Origin of the sequence: Pseudomonas sp. GW456-12-10-14-LB2 (assembly GCF_002884345.1) — a bacterium.
Classification (GTDB): Bacteria; Pseudomonadota; Gammaproteobacteria; order Pseudomonadales; family Pseudomonadaceae; genus Aquipseudomonas; species Aquipseudomonas paraglycinae.
In genome coordinates, this window is record NZ_POHV01000063.1 from 1 (window position 1) to 17196 (window position 17196).

12 protein-coding genes are annotated in these 17196 nt (G+C 62.0%); 8 read left to right on the forward strand and 4 right to left on the reverse strand.

Annotated features, from left to right (window positions below; translation table 11 throughout):
* Window positions 1-7547 (forward strand): filamentous haemagglutinin family protein (locus C1X29_RS27270; RefSeq protein ID WP_173940216.1); only part of this gene is annotated, 7547 nt, incomplete at its 5' end.
* Between the two features lie 48 nt (window positions 7548-7595).
* Here the strand turns inward: C1X29_RS27270 and C1X29_RS27275 are convergent.
* The 3 genes from C1X29_RS27275 to C1X29_RS27285 form a co-directional block, all read right to left on the reverse strand.
* Window positions 7596-7937, reverse strand: a complete 342-nt coding sequence (locus C1X29_RS27275) for a type II toxin-antitoxin system RelE/ParE family toxin (RefSeq protein WP_102687584.1) — start codon at window positions 7935-7937, stop codon at window positions 7596-7598.
* A complete protein-coding gene (locus C1X29_RS27280) occupies window positions 7870-8064 on the reverse strand; it encodes a stability determinant (protein ID WP_102687631.1) in 195 nt (64 codons plus the stop codon). The genes C1X29_RS27275 and C1X29_RS27280 overlap by 68 nt, the downstream gene beginning before the upstream one ends.
* Window positions 8065-8317: 253 nt before the next feature.
* A complete protein-coding gene (locus C1X29_RS27285; RefSeq protein WP_102718861.1) occupies window positions 8318-9265 on the reverse strand; it encodes a transporter in 948 nt (315 codons plus the stop codon).
* A 211-nt stretch (window positions 9266-9476) separates the two neighbouring features.
* Between C1X29_RS27285 and C1X29_RS27290 the strand changes: the two genes are divergently transcribed.
* From C1X29_RS27290 to C1X29_RS27320, 7 genes are all read left to right on the forward strand, one after another.
* A complete protein-coding gene (locus tag C1X29_RS27290) occupies window positions 9477-10514 on the forward strand; it encodes an AraC family transcriptional regulator (protein ID WP_102687586.1) in 1038 nt (345 codons plus the stop codon).
* Window positions 10515-10782: 268 nt separating this feature from the next.
* Entirely contained in the window at window positions 10783-11670 is an 888-nt protein-coding gene (locus C1X29_RS27295) for a Dyp-type peroxidase (RefSeq protein ID WP_102718862.1), read from the forward strand.
* Window positions 11671-11679: 9 nt separating this feature from the next.
* Window positions 11680-12648, forward strand: coding sequence for a Gfo/Idh/MocA family protein (locus C1X29_RS27300; RefSeq protein ID WP_102718863.1), 969 nt, complete (start codon window positions 11680-11682; stop codon window positions 12646-12648).
* 95 nt (window positions 12649-12743) lie between these two features.
* Window positions 12744-13490, forward strand: coding sequence for a GntR family transcriptional regulator (locus tag C1X29_RS27305; protein ID WP_085603142.1), 747 nt, complete (start codon window positions 12744-12746; stop codon window positions 13488-13490).
* A gap of 2 nt (window positions 13491-13492) precedes the next feature.
* Window positions 13493-15223, forward strand: a complete 1731-nt coding sequence (locus tag C1X29_RS27310; protein WP_102718864.1) for a fumarate reductase/succinate dehydrogenase flavoprotein subunit — start codon at window positions 13493-13495, stop codon at window positions 15221-15223.
* A gap of 25 nt (window positions 15224-15248) precedes the next feature.
* Entirely contained in the window at window positions 15249-15494 is a 246-nt protein-coding gene (locus C1X29_RS27315; protein WP_007959413.1) for a ferredoxin family protein, read from the forward strand.
* Window positions 15495-15604: 110 nt separating this feature from the next.
* Complete coding sequence (locus C1X29_RS27320) at window positions 15605-17008, forward strand: ABC transporter substrate-binding protein (RefSeq protein WP_102718865.1); 1404 nt, start codon at window positions 15605-15607, stop codon at window positions 17006-17008.
* 7 nt (window positions 17009-17015) lie between these two features.
* On the opposite strand, the gene C1X29_RS29545 is transcribed toward C1X29_RS27320, so the two are convergent.
* Window positions 17016-17196: hypothetical protein (locus tag C1X29_RS29545; RefSeq protein ID WP_218275700.1), on the reverse strand; the 181-nt coding region annotated here is incomplete at its 5' end.

Below are 17196 nucleotides of genomic sequence, written 5' to 3' on the forward strand. Positions count from 1 at the left end.
GGTTTGTGTCCGGGCGGGGCGGCTCTACCGATGCACGCTTCAATCCGCTGATGCGCAATGCCACCGACGGTACGTTCAGCTTGCCAGGCCTGGCCAGCAATCCGGTGTACGCCATCGTGCCCGGCAATCAGAGCACCTACGCGCCGATGCTCGCCGAAGCGGGAGCGGTTGATCCGCGCATCGGCCAGCAAATCACCCTCGGCGCCGGCGTGCCGGGGCTGGCGGCAGGCACCTATACGCTGCTGCCCTCGACGTTCGCCTTGTTGCCGGGGGCGTTCCGGGTCGAGGTCAACGGCCAGGCCGCAGCGGGTGTCACGCCTGGCGCGTTGCCTTTGCGCAATGGTTCATGGACCAGCTCGGGGTTGATGTCGATCGCCAACACCGGGCTGCGTGACAACCTGGCCAGCCAGGTCATCCTGACCTCGGCCGATGTCGTGCGCCGTTATTCGCAGTACAACGAAACCGGTTTTACTCAATTCGTCCGCAGTGACGCTGCACGGCGTGGCGTGCCACGGGCGTTGGCGCCGATGGATGGCAAGTCGCTGAATCTGTACTTGATGTCGGGCGCCGAGCAGGGTATTGCGCTGGATTTCGCCGGACAGGTGTTGTTCAAACCGGCCACTGGCGGCGTGGTCGGGACGGCGGTGGTGAGGGGCGCGCGGGATGTGGAACTGCTCGGCGACGGGCATCGGCGTACCGAGGGTTTCAGCGGCGTGTCGCTGTATGCCGACAGCCTCAACAGATTGGGTGCAGGCCGTCTGACCATCGGCGCGCAACCGGCGATCGATTACAACACGGCGGGCAATATCGTTTCGTTCATCGGTGATACATCGAATATCACCCTGCGTGAGGGCGCCATGCTGTCTGCGCCTGAAGTGCTGCTGCGTACCACCAGTACCCGTGGCAGCATCACGCTCGAAGCCGGTTCGGGGATCAACACTCTGGGGCGCGGCGACGCACCGTACGATTCATCCGCAGGCTTTATCTATGCTCCGGGCACGGCAGGTCTGCTGGTGGTCTCGAACGGTTGGACCAACGTGCTCGCGCCGTCGTTGTCGACCCCTACCTCCGGCGCGGGGGATATTCGCATCGGCAACTGCCCGACGAACGCCTGCACCAACCCGACGCTGCTTTACTCCAATGGCAGCATCACGGCCGCCACAGACAAACAGTTCGAGCTCGACGAAACGGTACGCTTCGGTACTCGCCATCTGACGCTGGCGGTGGGGACGATCAATGCCGGCAGTGCCGAGGCCTTGAGTGCCGCCGGCAGTCGTGTGCCGACCGGCCTGACCCTGAACCAGAACGTGCTCGACCGGCTGTTGCGCGGTGATACGCAGTTTGGCGCTCCGGCCCTGGAGACCTTGAGCCTGACCAGTCGCGATGCCTTCAATTTCTATGGCAGTGTCAGCCTCGACACGCTGGATCGGCAGACCGGCGTCAGCAAACTGCAGAATCTGATACTCAGCACACCGGCCATTTATGGCTTGGGCCAAGCCGCAGACGTTGCGAGCATCCGCACTGCGAATCTGGTCTGGAACGGCGCCACGCAAGCGCCCGCTGCTGTCATCTCTGGCGGCGCCGGCACCGGTCAGGGCACACTCGACATTCAGGCCCAGCGCATCGAATTCGGCTACGGCCCCAACCCGCAGGCCAGTGGACTGGAGCAGAACGATCGCCTGGTGCTGGGCTTTGCCAACGTCAATCTGACCGCCAGCGACCGCATCACCGCCAACCACAAAGGCAGCCTTGCGGTGTATCAGGCGCAAGGCGCATTCGACCCGGTCGGGGGTTATGCCTACAGCGGCGGCAACCTCAACCTGCGCACCCCGTTGCTGACGGGGGAGGCGGCCTCGGTGAACCTGCTCAAGGCCGGTAACAACCTGACTCTCACGGGCGCCGGTACCCCAGCGGCGGCCAATGTCCTGGGCGCGGAACTGACGCTCGATGCGCGTAATGTCACGCTCGACAGTCGCATTGCTCTGGCCAGCGGCAAACTGGTGATCAAATCGGCAGAAGACCTGACCCTGAACAGTGGCGCCTACCTGGATATGGCCGGGCGTACCCTGGCGTTCAACGATGTGAACAAGTACAGCTGGGGCGGTGATGTGGCGCTGTACAGCAGCCACGGCAATATCCGTCAGCTCGCGGGCTCAAGCATCGACCTGTCGGCGCAGAACAATCAGGCCGGCAATCTCAGCGCCATCGCCTTGGCCAGCGATGCCGGGATGGTCGATCTGCAGGGCCAGATCCTCGGCGCCAGCAGCGGCAGTTATGACGCGGGTGGCACATGGGTGCCGTACAAGGCCGGTGGCGTGGACATCCGCGCGCAACACTTGAATGGTGATCCGAGCCAGCAATTTGCGGCCCTTAACCAGCGCTTGAACGCAGGGCAGGTTTTTGGCAGCCGCAGCCTGCAACTCAAGCAGGGCGATCTGTTGATCGGCGACGGGCTCAAGGCCGGTGAGGTCAATGTCTCGGTGGACAACGGTAGCCTGACCGTCGCGGGCCTTGTCGACGCGAGTGGTTCAAGGGTCGGCTCGATTCGTCTGTCGGCGAAGAACGGCCTGACGGTGACTGGCAGCGCCGTGCTCGACGCCCATGGCCGTGTGCTGCGGGTCGACAGCTACGGAAAAATCATCGATGCACCGAACCGGGCGATGGTCGAGCTCAACTCCGGCGCCGGAACGCTGACGCTGGGCTCCGGCGCACGGATCGATCTGCGCCACGGCACCGACGCTGCACCGGGGCCATTGCCCGGGCAGTCCGATGGATTGCCGCGCGGTACGCTGGAGTTGAACGCACCACGTCTGGCCGGCGGCGACATCGCCATCGACGCCAGCGGCGCACTGAACATTCAGGGCGCCCGTTCGATCGGGCTCAATGCCACGCGCCGTTACAGCGATGCCAGCGACGGTGCAGACCCGGCGGCCAGCGGACGTCCGTATCAGGTGATCGATCAGGCCTACCTTGACCACATTCATGGCGACAACACGGCGTTCATCGATGCCGCGTTGCTCAACAGCAACCTGCTGCAGAACAAACTGGCCGGCCTGAACAATGCGTCCTATGCCGATGCCTTCCATCTGCGACCGGGTGTCGAGATCGTCAGCAAAACCGCCGACGGCGATCTGGTGGTGCAGGGCGATGTGGATCTGTCCGGTTACCGCTATGCCAGTCTCAATCCGCATACGCAGAAAACCGCAGCCTATGGCTCTGGCGAGTCTGGCAGCCTGGTGATTCGCGCCGGCGGCAATCTCGATATCCACGGCAGCCTCAACGACGGTTTTGCACCGCCACCCGAGACGGTCGACGATGCGGGCTGGAAACTGTTGCCGGGGATTCAGCCGTTCGGCGGTGATCTGGTGGTGCCGGGTGCAGGCGTCACACTGGCGGAGGGCACGCTGTTCCCGGCGGGCGTCACGCTGAACTACGACGTGCCGCTGCAAGCGACGACCCTGGCCGCTGGCACATTGTTGCCAACCGAAGCGACCTTGGCCGCGCCGTACACGCTGGGCGCCGGTACGGTACTGGCAGGCGCGGTTCACGATGCCTCGGGCCAGTTGATTTTTGCCGCTGGAACGCTGCTGACCGACAACGTCACATTGCCGGCCGGCAGCCGCCTTGGCGCGGGTATTCGCTTGAATGACGTCACGTCTGTCAAAGCGATTCGCTGGCCTAAAGGCGTGCCGTTGCCGGGGAGCGTCGAAGCCGGTACCAACGCGATCAAAGGCGTGCGCTTGAGTGGATCGCTGGCATTGCTGCGCGGTTCTTTGATTCCGTCGATGACCGACGTGGTGCTGACCGATGGGACGGCCTTTATCGAGTTGCGGCCATTGAACGGCAACCAGCAGGGGCGCAACTGGGCCGTTGCCAGCCTGTTACCGGCCGGCAGCGCGTCCTGGTCGATGCGGGTGGTGGCGGGGGCCGATTTGGGTGCCGCTGATACGCGTGCGATCAAGCCGGTTTCCAGCGACGGCAATCTGCGTCTGGCCGACACTCATTACGGGCTCAAAGTCACTGAAAAGGCACCAACCCTGGTCTGGGGTGAAGGCAACCTGGGTGGCTTCACCCCGGGCGAACCAGTGCCTGACGAGCTCAAGGAATGGTGCGACTGGGCACCGAACTCCTGCGTTTCTGCACCGCGATGGACGTGGGCACCGGACAACTGGATGGGCATGCCCCCGGGGTCACCGATAAGCGATGACGACGTGCTTGCCTGGTGTGGGTCTTTCCCTGAGCTGTGCGTGGAAAACAAACCGGGCATCACCGTCAGGACCCGCACACAGATGTTCAGCGTACTGCGTACCGGTACCGGGGATCTGGACGTGCTCGCCGCCGGTGATCTGAGCATGGACTCACCGTTCGGCGTCTATACCGCCGGCACCCAATCCGAAGAGATCGATCCGCGCTTCAACCAGCCGCGCGGACGTCTGTCGGACAACGGTTCGGTGCTGGGCAGTGCCGGCAGCGATTACGAGCGGTGGGTCACAGGCAACGACAGTCTGTATCAGGCCTGGTACCCGCAAATGGGCGGCAACCTGACCGTCAACGCCGGTGGTTCGATTTCGGGGGATGTGCTGGGTCGGCGTGGCCCTTCGGCAACCCTGGAAACACCTGAGCAAGTGCCCAGTGTGGCGGTGGGCAACTGGCTCTGGCGTCAGGGGACCGGCAACAGCGATGTGCCGACGGCGTGGTGGATCAACTTCGGCAGTTATGCGACTCAGCCGTTGCCGGATCAAGGCGTGGATACCGGGCCGTTCCTGGTTGGCTTCACCGGTTTCGGCACGTTGGGTGGCGGCAACATCAGCCTGCGCGCAGGTGCCGATGGGGGCATGGTCAAGGCGTTGGGCGAAAACGCCAACACCAATCTTTACCCCCGTGGCCAAGGCTTGATCGTGGCGGTCGGGAGTACCGGGCGCGTCGGCGACGATGGACGGCTGCAATTGACCGGTGGCGGTGACATGGACATCCGCATCGGCGGTTCGCTCAATCCGTCGTTGCAGGCCCGGGCCGGCAACAGTGGCGTGGGAGTCCCCCGACACGACCTGCAAGGCGCTCTGATCAACCTGCGCGGCGCGGCCCGACTGACTGGCGGGGCGCTGGGTGGAATCAATCTGCAGTACGGCGCAGCCTCCTATGTGCAGGACCCACGCGAAGTCCGACCGTTTGACCCGTTCACATCCACCGCTGGCAGTGCCTCCGGCGGCCTGGTCTTGATCCCTGGCGACTCTGGCATGAGCCTCAATACCCGCGGCGACCTGGTGCTGGGTGGTGCGGCGGACCCGGGCCGGGTTCGGTTGCAGAACTCGACGCCGTTCACCACCGCTGACGGTGTCGTGCATGACGGGGGCGGATTGAGTGGTTTCTCGCTATGGACCGATCACACGGCTATCGATCTGTTTTCGGCTGGAGGCAACCTGACGCCAAGTACACAGCTGGGCGAGGTTGACGGGCAGGGGCCCATGATCGGGCGAAACACATCTCCCACCGATGGGCGCTTCGTATATCCGTCGATCCTGCGTGCGGTGGCGGCCCAGGGCTCGATTTATGCCGGGCCGTCGGCGACCTACATGCAAGGCAGCGGATTTTTGCCGGCCACAGCGTACTCCTTGTTGCTGGCGCCCTCGAAGGCAGGGCAACTGGAGCTCCTGGCGCAGGATTCGATCTATGCCGGTGGCTACGCAATCAACCAGTCGGGCGCCAGTCCGTCGGCCATCGCTACGCCATTCACGCCGGCCTTCAATGGCTACGGTAACAACACATCGAAAACGCCGATCATGACCAACCGTGGCAGTGATGGGGTTTCACCCGATAAAAACTTGCGATATCCGCTGTTCGCTTTTGGTGCCAACAGTTACTCGGGTTTGAGTGAGGTGCAGGCGCCCGCACGGTTCTATGCTTTGACCGGTGATCTGGTGGGGGTGCGCAGTGGTGAAACACTGACGTTCAGCCTCTCCAAACGTACCTGGTACGAGGCGGCCAGCCCTGTCTGGATGCTGGCAGGGCGCGACGTCGTGGCTTCCGGTACCTTTCTCGGGCAACCGACCACGGCGCCCAACGGCGAGATGGGGTTACCGAATACAGAGGGTGTCGCCTCGACCGGCAATCTGTTCGTGCACAACAATTCACGGGATATTTCCCGGGTCTCGGCAGGGCGCGACATCCTCTACAGCAGCTTCGACATCGCCGGCCCGGGTGTGCTGGACATCAAGGCAGGGCGCAACATCCTGATGGAGGACCGTGCCAGCATTACCAGCATCGGACCGATTCTGGCGGGGGACAACCGCCCCGGCGCCAGCCTGGTGATGCAGGCCGGTACGGGCGCACAGGGAGCGGATTATTCGCGGTTCATCGCCCGTTACCTGAACCCGCAGAACCTCGCGGACCCGAACGCATCCCTCAACGGGCAACCGGGCAAAGTGGTCAAGACTTACCTCGATGAACTGCAGAGCTGGCTGACCCTTGGCTATGGCTTCAGCGGCAACGCCGAACAGGCGCAAGCCTTCTTCGCTGCACTGCCGGGTACCGAGCAGGCGATCTTCGCCCGTCAGGTGTATTTCGCCGAGCTGCGTGCTGGTGGCCTGGAATACAACGATGTCGACGGCCCGCGCAAAGGCAGTTATCTGCGTGGTCGCAACGCCATTGCTTCACTGTTCCCGACCGTCGATGTGGCCGGCAATCCGATCCGCTATGACGGCGATATCACGATGTACGGCGGCGCAGGGGTCAAGACGCTGTTCGGTGGTGACATCCAGATGCTCACCCCGGGCGGTGGTCAGGTGTTCGGCATCGAGGGCGCGGCGCCGCCATCCACGGCGGGCATCATCACCCAGGGCTCGGGCAACATTCAGCTCTACTCCCAGGGCAGCATTCTGCTGGGGCAGAGCCGGATCATGACCACGTTTGGCGGCTCGATCCTTGGCTGGTCAGCCGAGGGCGACATCAACGCCGGTCGCGGTTCGAAAACCACCGTGGTCTACACCCCGCCGAAACGCGTGTACGACACCTGGGGCAACGTGACCCTGTCGCCATCGGTGCCAAGCACCGGTGCCGGTATCGCCACGCTCAACCCGATTGCCGAAGTGGCCCCGGGGGACATCGACCTGATCGCGCCGCTGGGCACCATCGATGCGGGCGAGGCGGGGATTCGCGTGTCGGGCAACGTCAACATCGCCGCGCTGACGGTGGTCAACGCCGCCAACATCTCGGTGCAGGGCAAGGCGACCGGCGTGCCGGTGGTCTCGGCGGTCAACACCGGGGCGATCACCTCGGCCAGTTCCGCCGCGTCGTCGGCAACCCAGGCGGCGGAAGACGTCGCCCGTCAGCAGCAAGCCGCGTCGCGCCAGAACCAGGCTTCGGTGTTCACGGTGCAGGTACTGAGCTTCGGCAACGAACAACTGGCCCCGACCCGCGACGGTGCGAGCCGCGCACCGACCCCGGGCTACAACCCCAACAGCCCGGTGCAGGTGCTGGGCGCCGGGGCGCTGGATGAGCAGGCGAAACAACAGCTGACCGAAGAGGAGCGGGGGCAGCTGACGTTGTAAAGGACTCTCGTGTAGTACGCTTCGGGCGGCCGTTTGGCCGCCCTTTTTTTATGTTGCTGAAGTTGAGGGGTATTTTTGTCGGGCGTGAAGCACCCTCAGTATTTTGATATGGCCATTCACTCGATAAACCAGCAGATAGTTCGGATGAATCACCATTTCGCGAGTGCCAGGTACTCGGCCGGGTCGGTAACCATAAGGTATTGATGAAAGTCGCTGTGCTGCTGCACCCACCTTGTTTCTTAGCGAAATTGAAGCGTTGGTGTTGTGTTGCTCGATGTATTTGAAGATATCAGCCAGTTGACGCGAGGACTTGCTGCTCCATTCAAGCAGCAGAGCGGCGCTTCCTGCGCATCTCTTCCAGTATCTGGTCGAGCATTGCCATAACTTCATCATGGGGAATGCCAGGACTTGGATCATCAAGTGCATCCTGTACCTCCGCACGAAACCAGCGATCGTAGCTCTCTGCCTCTTCTTCGGATTCGAAGTCAGCGTAAAACGGGGAATGCAATATGCTCATAGTGATCTCCGTGATCAATTTCAGCAGTTTAAGGGGGAATGGCCCATTGTTGTCACTGGCAGACGATGCGCCCCATGAGCCCTTGAGGAACCATGAGGTAGCGGGACCCAGTATCTGCAAGTCCCCCTTTCAAATCTGCCGGACGTTTCCCACCGTTGTCCGGCAATCTCGACCACCGCTGTAGGCCTGTTCCCACCCTCTGTTTTTCAGGTTTCCAGCCTACAAATCCGCGCGCGCCTTCCTACAAATGCACTCAGAACGCATACGGAATACTCACCTTCGCCCACAACATTTCCCCTTCTGGCCGGTTCTCCACGTCGAACTCCTTGGCCCAGCGAATCTCCGCGCTGGCGTATTTGAGGAAGGTGAAGTGCAGCGCCGGGCCGATGGCGAAGACCTTGCCGCGCACGCCGTCGTTCACGTCTTCGCCGGCGAATTGCACGGTGTGGCCGAACTGTTTGTCGTCGGTGGTCTGCTTGAGGTAGTAGCCGTTGATGCCGAGCATCAGGTCGTCGGTGATCTTGTAGCTGGCCGAGTAATCGAAGTGGAAGATCTGCCCGGACTTGTAGTCGGTGTCTTTGTTCTTCTCGTTGAAGCTGTAGGTGGTCTTCATCGACACCTCGGTGCGTTCGGTCGGCAGCCAGGTGAAGGAGAACAGCGGTTTGTAGGTGTAGAAGTTGTTACTGGTGTTGGCCAGCCGATCGACGCTGTATTCGCCGGTGGGCACGGTGATTTCCACGGCGGCGCCGAGGGTCAGGTCCTTGCCCATGTCCCACAGGATGATCGGTGCGATGGTGGTATCGCCCATGCCTTCGCGGGTGTCGCTCAGGCCGAACACCGAGACTTCCTGCTTGAGCCACGGCTGGGCGATGTAACCGGCCAGACGCCCGCCGAAGATCCGTACCGGGCTCAGGTAATCGATGCGCGGGATGACGGCGGTGGATTCGATTTCAACGTTCGGCACCTTGCCGCCGAGCGAACTGATGTTGAGCTTTCGTGACTTGTAATGGTTGTAGTAGAGGTTGAAGGCGACCATGTTCTCCGGAAGGCTGTCGACCTCCAGCGGCAGCATGAAGAAGCCGTCGGTGCCGGGGCCGATGTTGTCGACGCCGGCTTCAGTGGCCAGCGCCGGCAGGGTCGCGGCGCAGCCGAGCAGGCTCAGCGCCAGTCGCACAGGGAATGTCGCGCGGTTCGGGGTCATGTCCGTCCTCATTATTATTGTGTTTGGGCGCAACGCCGGCACGCAGGGCGCCCGGCCACTATAGAAATAAGCCCTTGGCGCACGACAGGGCAGGGTATTGGCGGACACGTAAGGGGACTTCTACGGACAGCCCGCCAACCCTGTGCTAACTTCCTTCGACATAACCGGTTACAAAAATAACAATTCAGCGTGATCCGGAATGTCAGCCTCCATGAACGTAAAAGTCCAAGACCCGACCTTCGAACTGGCGCTGGTGTCGCCATTTCTCCTGCAAACCCTGGCCGAAGTCGCCGCCAACAAGGGCATCGAGCCGCAGAGTCTGTGCCGTGGCCTGGGTTTTGATTTCGAAGATTTGCAGGATCCGGCGCAGAGGATTTCCTATCGCCAGGCCGTGGCCATGATCCAGCGTGCGCTTAAAGCGTTGCCCAATCAGGGGCTGGGACTGTGGGTCGGTGCGCAGAATGTGCTCGGTACGCTGGGGCTGCTGGGGCACGTGCTGTCGCTGTGCAAGACCTTGCGCGATGCGTTCGAAATCGGGGTCCGGCATCAGCACACCTCCGGTGGGATCGTGGTTTCCAGCGTCGATGTGGTGGGCGATCAGGTGTACGTCGACGTCGAATGCCGCCTGCCATTTGCCGAGGTGCAGGTGTTTGCGGTGGAAGAGTTTTTCGCCAGCCTGCTGGTCTATGGCCGGGCGCTGGTGGGCGAGACGTTCAAGCCGATTGCCGTGGAGTTCATGCACGCCGCGCCGGACTACGTCGATGAATACCGGCGGCTGCTGGGGCCGGAGGTGCGCTTCGGGTGCCTGCACAACCGCATGCTGATCGACGTGCAGTGGCTGGATGTGAACCTGCCCAACCACCATTCGCTGGCGCTGCGTCAGGCGGTCAAGTTGCTGGAACTGGAGGCGGCGCAGGTTCATCAGAAACTCGATCTGATCCAGGCTGTGGAGCGGGCGATTGCGCGGGATCTGAGTCGGGGCAGTCACATTGAAAAGATTGCTGGTGACTTGAACATGAGCAGCCGTACTTTGCGTCGGCGGCTGACTGAGCATTCGTTGACTTTTGAAGCGTTGCTGGAGCAAGTGCGGCAGGCACGCACCATGAGTTTGCTGGCCAATCCTGAGATGCCGATCGAGCGGATTACCGAGGAAGTCGGCTACAGCGACGTGCGCAGTTTTCGCCGGGCGTTCAAGCGTTGGACGGGGAAGAGTCCGAGTGCGTGGCGCATGGAGAGTTCTTTGATTTGACTTGAGACCGATACCTCTCACCCCAGCCCTCTCCCCGAGGGAGAGGGGGCCGACCGAGTTGTCTTGCGCGATACATCGACCTGAAAATTCTGTGTCGATTATGGATTCACCATCGTTCGTTCAGGTCGGCGTACCTCCTCAATTTTCCCCAATCAATTCCCTCTTCTTCCGGGAGAGGGCTAGGGTGAGGGGGCGCTTTTGAGGCCATTCAACTCCACACAAACCCTCCGGCTACAGTTAAACTCCGCGCTCTTTCCAAGGAGTCGACATGAGTTACTACCAGCCGGGCATTCTCGCCACCCCTGTTCCGCCGCAAGCACGTCACCTGTTTTTCGCCCTCGAGTCGGTTGAAGCGCTGCCGCAGGCGATCGACAACCTGCTGAACCTGGTGGACGGCAAGTCGGCGGTGGTCGGTTTCGGTGAATCCCTGGCCAAGGCCCTGAATGTGAACATCGACGGCCTGCGCAGCTTCCCGGCGCTGACCGGCGTTGGCGTGGAAAACCCGTCGACCCAGCACGCCCTGTGGGTCTGGCTGCACGGTGTCGACCGTGGCGATCTGCTCAATCGCAGCACCGCACTTGAGGCCGCACTGGCCCCGGCGCTGCGTCTGGTGCAGATGCAGGAAGCCTTCCGCCACAAGGACGGCCATGACCTCACCGGTTATGAAGACGGCACCGAAAACCCGCATGACGAAGCCGCTGTCGCCGCCGCACTGCAAAGTGAAGGCGCCGAGGGTCTGGTCGGTGGCAGCTTTGCCGCGATCCAGCAATGGCAGCACGACCTCAAGAGTTTCCATGCGCTGTCCGCCGAGGACAAGGACAACATCATGGGTCGTCGCCTGAGCGACAACGAAGAGATCGACGACGCCCCGGTTTCCGCCCACGTCAAGCGCACCGCCCAGGAAAGTTTCGCCCCGGAAGCCTTCGTCGTGCGTCGTTCGATGCCGTGGATCGAAGGCGACCGCGCCGGCCTGATGTTCCTGGCGTTCGGCTTCTCCCTCGACGCCTTCGAAGCGCAACTGCGCCGCATGAGCGGTCTGGAAGACGGCATCACCGACGGTCTGTACCGCATCAGCCGGCCGATCACCGGCGGCTACTACTGGTGCCCGCCGCTGCAAAACGGCCACCTCGATCTGCGCGCACTGCGCATCGGCTGAGGCACAAGAATGAACATGGTGCGTTGGGGCATGATCGGTTGCGGCAGCGTCGCTGAACGCAAGAGTGGGCCAGCCTTCTACAAGGCGCCCGGTTCGGCGTTGGTCGCAGTGATGGGGCGCCGCCTCGAAGCCGTGACCGATTACGCCGCGCGCCACGGCATCGATCGGACTTACACCGACGTCGATGCGTTGATCAACGACCCCGAGGTGGATGCGGTGTACATCGCCACGCCACCCGACAGCCACCACGCCTACAGCCTGAAAGTCGCCGCCGCCGGCAAGCATTGCTGCGTGGAAAAACCCATGGCCCTCAATGCCGGGCAAAGCCGCGAGATGCAGCAGGTGTTTGCCGATGCCGGTTTGCACCTGTTCGTTTCTTACTACCGCCGTTCGTTGCCGCGCTTCCAGCAGGTGCGGCAATGGCTGGAGCAGGGGCGCATCGGTGAGGTGCGGCATCTGAGCTGGACGCTGACCAAGGCGCCATCGCCCAAGGATCTGGACGGTAGCGCAAACTGGCGCACCGATCCGGCGGTGGCCGGTGGCGGGTACTTCGCGGATCTGGCCAGCCATGGTTTTGACCTGTTCCAGTACCTGCTCGGCGACATCGTTGAAGTCGCCGGCTTCACCGCACGCCAGGCCGGGTTGTATGCGGCGGAAGATGCGGTCAGCGCCAGTTGGCGATTCGCCTCGGGTGCGTTGGGCATGGGCTGCTGGAGCTTTGTCGCGGACCGGCGCGAGGATCGGGTCGAGATCATCGGCAGCCAAGGGCGGATCGGGTTTTCGGTGTTCGATGAGCATCCGGTCGAGCTGCACGCCGATGAACACATCAGCCTGGAAATCCCCCATCACGAACACATCCAGTGGCATCACGTACTCGGTATGAATGCGCAGATTCGCGGTGAGTCGCAGCACCCGGCAATCGCGGCCGAAGCCCTCAAGACCGATTGGGTCATGGATCAGATCCTCAAGCGCCACTGAAGGCGCATCTAAGGTTATGCCCAAACAATATTTCTCAAGCTTGTCATAACGTCTCTAAGATCACGTCATAACTCGTTATAACAAGTGATCCCGTGATGACCGATAACGTTCTCTCTCTTGGCAGCGTTCCTCTGCACACCCAACTGCGCGACGTGCTACGCGCCCGGATTCTCGACGGCGAATACCCGCAAGACAGCCAGATGCCGTCCGAAAGTGAGCTTGGCACGCTGTTCAAGGTCAGCCGCATCACCGTGCGCCAGGCCCTGGGCGATCTGCAGAAAGAAGGGCTGATCTTCAAGATCCACGGCAAAGGCACCTTCGTTGCCAAACCCAAGACCTTTCAAAACGTCAGCACCCTGCAAGGCCTCGCCGAATCCATGACCGGCCGTGGCTACGAGGTGATCAACCGCCTGCGCAGCTTCAAATTCATCGCCGCCGACAAACTGGTTGCCGAGCGTTTGCAGGTCGCCGAAGGCGAAATCGTCGCGCAGATAAAGCGTGTACGGCTGATCAACCGCGAGCCGATTTCGCTGGAAATCACCTACCTGCCCAAAGCCGTCGGCGAGCGGCTGGAGAAGGCCGATCTGGTCACCCGCGACATCTTCCTGATCCTCGAAAACGACTGCGGCATCGCCCTCGGCCACGCCGATCTGGCCATCGACGCGGTGCTGGCCGACAGCGACCTGACCCAGGCGCTGAACGTCGAGGCCGGCTCGCCGATCATGCGCATCGAACGGCTGACCCATGACGCCAACGGCCAACCGCTGGACTTCGAACACCTTTACTACCGTGGCGATGCGTTCCAGTACCGCCTGCGGATCGACCGGCAAAAAGGGGCCTGAACATGACCCGCAATACTCTCGAACAGGAATACGACATCGTCGTGATCGGCGGCGGCACTGCCGGCCCGATGGCCGCGATCAAGGCCAAGGAAAAGAACAAGGAACTGCGCGTGCTGCTGGTCGACAAGGCCAACGTCAAGCGCAGCGGCGCGATCAGCATGGGCATGGACGGCCTGAACAACGCGATCATTCCCGGCCATTCGACGCCCGAGCAGTACACCAAGGAAATCACCATCGCCAACGACGGCATCGTCAATCAGGCGGCGGTATACGCCTACGCCACCCACAGCTTTGAAACCATCGAGCAGCTCGACCGCTGGGGCGTGAAGTTCGAGAAGGACGAGACCGGCGATTACGCGGTGAAGAAAGTCCACCACATGGGCGCCTACGTGCTGCCGATGCCCGAAGGGCACGACATCAAGAAAGTCCTGTATCGCCAGTTGAAGCGGGCGCGGGTGAGCATCACCAATCGACTGGTCTGCACCCGTTTGCTGACCGACGAGGAGGGCGCCGTCAACGGTGTGATGGGCTTCGATTGCCGCACCGCCGACTTCCATGTGATCAAAGCCAAGGCAGTGATTCTTGCCTGCGGCGCTGCCGGACGACTCGGTCTGCCGTCCTCGGGTTATCTGATGGGCACCTACGAAAACCCGACCAATGCCGGCGACGGTTACGCCATGGCGTATCACGCCGGGGCCGAACTGGCGAACCTCGAGTGCTTCCAGATCAACCCGCTGATCAAGGACTACAACGGGCCGGCCTGCGCCTACGTCACCGGCCCGCTGGGTGGCTACACCGCCAACAACAAGGGCGAACGCTTCATCGAGTGCGACTACTGGAGCGGGCAGATGATGTGGGAGTTCCACCAGGAACTGGAGAGCGGCAACGGCCCGGTGTTCCTCAAACTCGATCACCTGGCCGAGGAAACCATCCAGAACATCGAGGAAATCCTCCACAGCAACGAACGTCCAAGCCGCGGCCAGTTCCACGCCAATCGCGGCACCGACTACCGCACGCAGATGGTCGAGATGCACATCTCGGAAATCGGTTTTTGCAGCGGCCACTCGGCGTCCGGCGTGTGGGTCAACGAGCGGGCCGAAACGTCGGTGAAAGGTTTGTACTCGGCCGGTGACATGGCCGCCGTGCCGCACAACTACATGCTTGGCGCGTTCACTTACGGCTGGTTCGCGGGCAACAACGCGGCGGAGTTTGTCGCCGGGCGCGAGTTCTCTGCGCTGGATGCCGAGCAGATCGAGAAGGAAAAGACCCGGGTCTACGCACCGCTGGATCGCGAGCATGGTCTGCCGCCGGCGCAGGTCGAGTACAAGCTGCGGCGCTTCGTCAACGACTACCTGCAACCGCCGAAAGTGACCAAGAAGATGGAAATCGGCCTGCAACGCTTCAGCGACATCGAACGCGATCTCGACGAGATGAAGGCCAACAACGCCCACGAACTGATGCGCGCCATGGAAACCAGCGTGATTCGCGACTGCGCCGAAATGGCCGCCCGCGCTTCGCTGTTCCGCGCCGAAAGCCGCTGGGGCCTGTACCACTACCGCGTCGATCACCCGCAACGGGACGACCGCGAATGGTTCTGCCACTGCCACCTGAAGAAGGGCGAGGACGGGCGCATGACCAGTTTCAAGAAAGCCGTCGAGCCTTACATCATCCCGCTCGACGCCGAGGAAATGCAGGCTTACGACCGCCTTCGGGTCGGCGCTTTCGCCGCTTGATGCACCACTAGAGAGAGTCCGAACCATGGCCTATCAAGCCCAGGAAATCTTCTTCCGCTCCAACGCCCCCGTCACCGTGGACGAGGACAAATGCATAGCCGAAAAGGGCTGCACCGTGTGCGTCGACGTCTGCCCGATGGACCTGCTGGCGATCAACCCGGCCACGCAAAAGGCCTACATGGCCTTCGATGAATGCTGGTACTGCATGCCGTGCGAAAAGGACTGCCCGACCGGTGCGGTGAAAGTCGAAATCCCGTATCTGCTTCGCTAAAACGCTATCCGGCAACACCGGACGCCTGATTCAACACACCCCTCGTTTCCCACCGCGCTCTGATCGCGGCGGAGACGAACATCCTAAAAATGATTCGAGGGGATTCAACCATGTTGCGTGCAGCAATCGCCGGTCTGGTACTGGCTTCGTTCACCCTGTCGGCCTCGGCCGAAACCATCCGCATTGCCATCGGCACCCAGGACACCACCATCAACTGCGCCGCCGGCGGCCTGTTGATTCGCGAGCTGGGCCTGCTCGACAAATACCTGCCTCACGACGGCGCCTACAAAGACGCCAAGTACGACGTGCAGTGGAAGAACTTCACCAGCGGCGCACCGCTGACCAATGAGATGGTCGCCGGCAAACTCGACTTCGGCGCCATGGCCGATTTTCCCGGTGCGTTCAACGGCGTGGCGTTCGAAACCGCCGGCAAACACAGCCTGTTCATCAGCGTGTTGTCGGGCAGTATCAAGGGCAGCGGCAACGGCATCGTGGTGCCGAGCGCGTCCGGCGTGCAGTCGCTGAGTGAGCTCAAGGGCAAGACCATTTCCGTACCGTTTGCGTCCACTGCCCACGGCATGTTGCTGCGCGCCGTGGCGGAGCAGGGCTGGGATCCGCTCAAGGACGTGAACATCATTGCCCAGCCGCCAGAGGTTGCGGGCTCCGCGTTGCAGGCCGGCAAGATCGACGCCCACGCCGACTTCGTGCCGTTCGCCGAACTGTTCCCGAGCCGTGGCTTCGCCCGCAAGATCTACGACGGCGCCCAGGCCAATGCGCCGACCTTCCACGGTGCGCTGGTCGATCAGGCCTACGCGAAAAAGTACCCGGAAATCGTCGTCGCCTACCTGCGTGCGAGCATCGAGGCCAATCAACTGCTGGCCGCCGAACCCGAGAAATACAGCGAACTGATCGCCAAGGTGACTGGCGTCGATGCTGAGGTCAATTACCTGTTCCACGGCCCGCTGGGCGTACAGACCCGCGACCTGAGCTGGAAGCCGGAATATCGCCAGGCCGTGGGCACCGCCATCGACACGTTGAAGTTGCTGAAGAAGGCGGATCGCGGGCTCGATCTGAATACCTTTATTGACGATCAGTACATTCGTGCGGCGTTCAAGGCTTCGAATCTGGATTACACGGCGCAACTGGCCAGCTACGCGCAGACGCCATTGAAGTCTGTCGATGCGGTGACTGGAAAAGCTATCAGCGATTTCAGTCATGTCGCGGAAATCTGGGTGCGCGGCGAGGACAGGGTTCGGCGGTATGCCTCGGCTGAAGAGGCGTTCACCGCACTGGCGGGCCTGAAGTCGGAAGGCAAGAACATCCGGGCGGTGTATGCCCAGGCGAGTGACAGCGGGATCAAGTTGCTGGCGGAGCAGGCGTGGTTTGCCAGTGATGCGAAGGGGCGGCTCAGCGCGTTTTTGCTCAAGGGGCAGGCGCAGCAATTTGCTTCGGCGCAGGGCGGGAAGGTGTTTGACTTCACCGATGCCACAACCCAGGCCGTGGCTGCACGTTAACAGCAGATCAAAAGCTCCCCCTCACCCTAACCCTCTCCCGGAGGGAGAGGGGACTGACGGTGTTGTTCTGAAGAGTTACGCCGACCTGAGATATCGAGCCGAACTCAGGTTTGAAAATCATGAACATCTGCTCGTTCTCGAGTCGGGTACAGGTTTTGAAAGGCCTGAAGATCTGCCCCCTTTCCCCC

Coding starts and splice junctions, on each gene's coding strand:
- C1X29_RS27275 (WP_102687584.1), bottom strand. CDS start 7,937: ATGAAGTTATGGCAATGCTCGACCAGATACTGGAAGAGATGCGCAGGA.
- C1X29_RS27280 (WP_102687631.1), bottom strand. CDS start 8,064: ATGAGCATATTGCATTCCCCGTTTTACGCTGACTTCGAATCCGAAGAA.
- C1X29_RS27285 (WP_102718861.1), bottom strand. CDS start 9,265: ATGACCCCGAACCGCGCGACATTCCCTGTGCGACTGGCGCTGAGCCTG.
- C1X29_RS27290 (WP_102687586.1), top strand. CDS start 9,477: ATGAACGTAAAAGTCCAAGACCCGACCTTCGAACTGGCGCTGGTGTCG.
- C1X29_RS27295 (WP_102718862.1), top strand. CDS start 10,783: ATGAGTTACTACCAGCCGGGCATTCTCGCCACCCCTGTTCCGCCGCAA.
- C1X29_RS27300 (WP_102718863.1), top strand. CDS start 11,680: ATGAACATGGTGCGTTGGGGCATGATCGGTTGCGGCAGCGTCGCTGAA.
- C1X29_RS27305 (WP_085603142.1), top strand. CDS start 12,744: ATGACCGATAACGTTCTCTCTCTTGGCAGCGTTCCTCTGCACACCCAA.
- C1X29_RS27310 (WP_102718864.1), top strand. CDS start 13,493: ATGACCCGCAATACTCTCGAACAGGAATACGACATCGTCGTGATCGGC.
- C1X29_RS27315 (WP_007959413.1), top strand. CDS start 15,249: ATGGCCTATCAAGCCCAGGAAATCTTCTTCCGCTCCAACGCCCCCGTC.
- C1X29_RS27320 (WP_102718865.1), top strand. CDS start 15,605: ATGTTGCGTGCAGCAATCGCCGGTCTGGTACTGGCTTCGTTCACCCTG.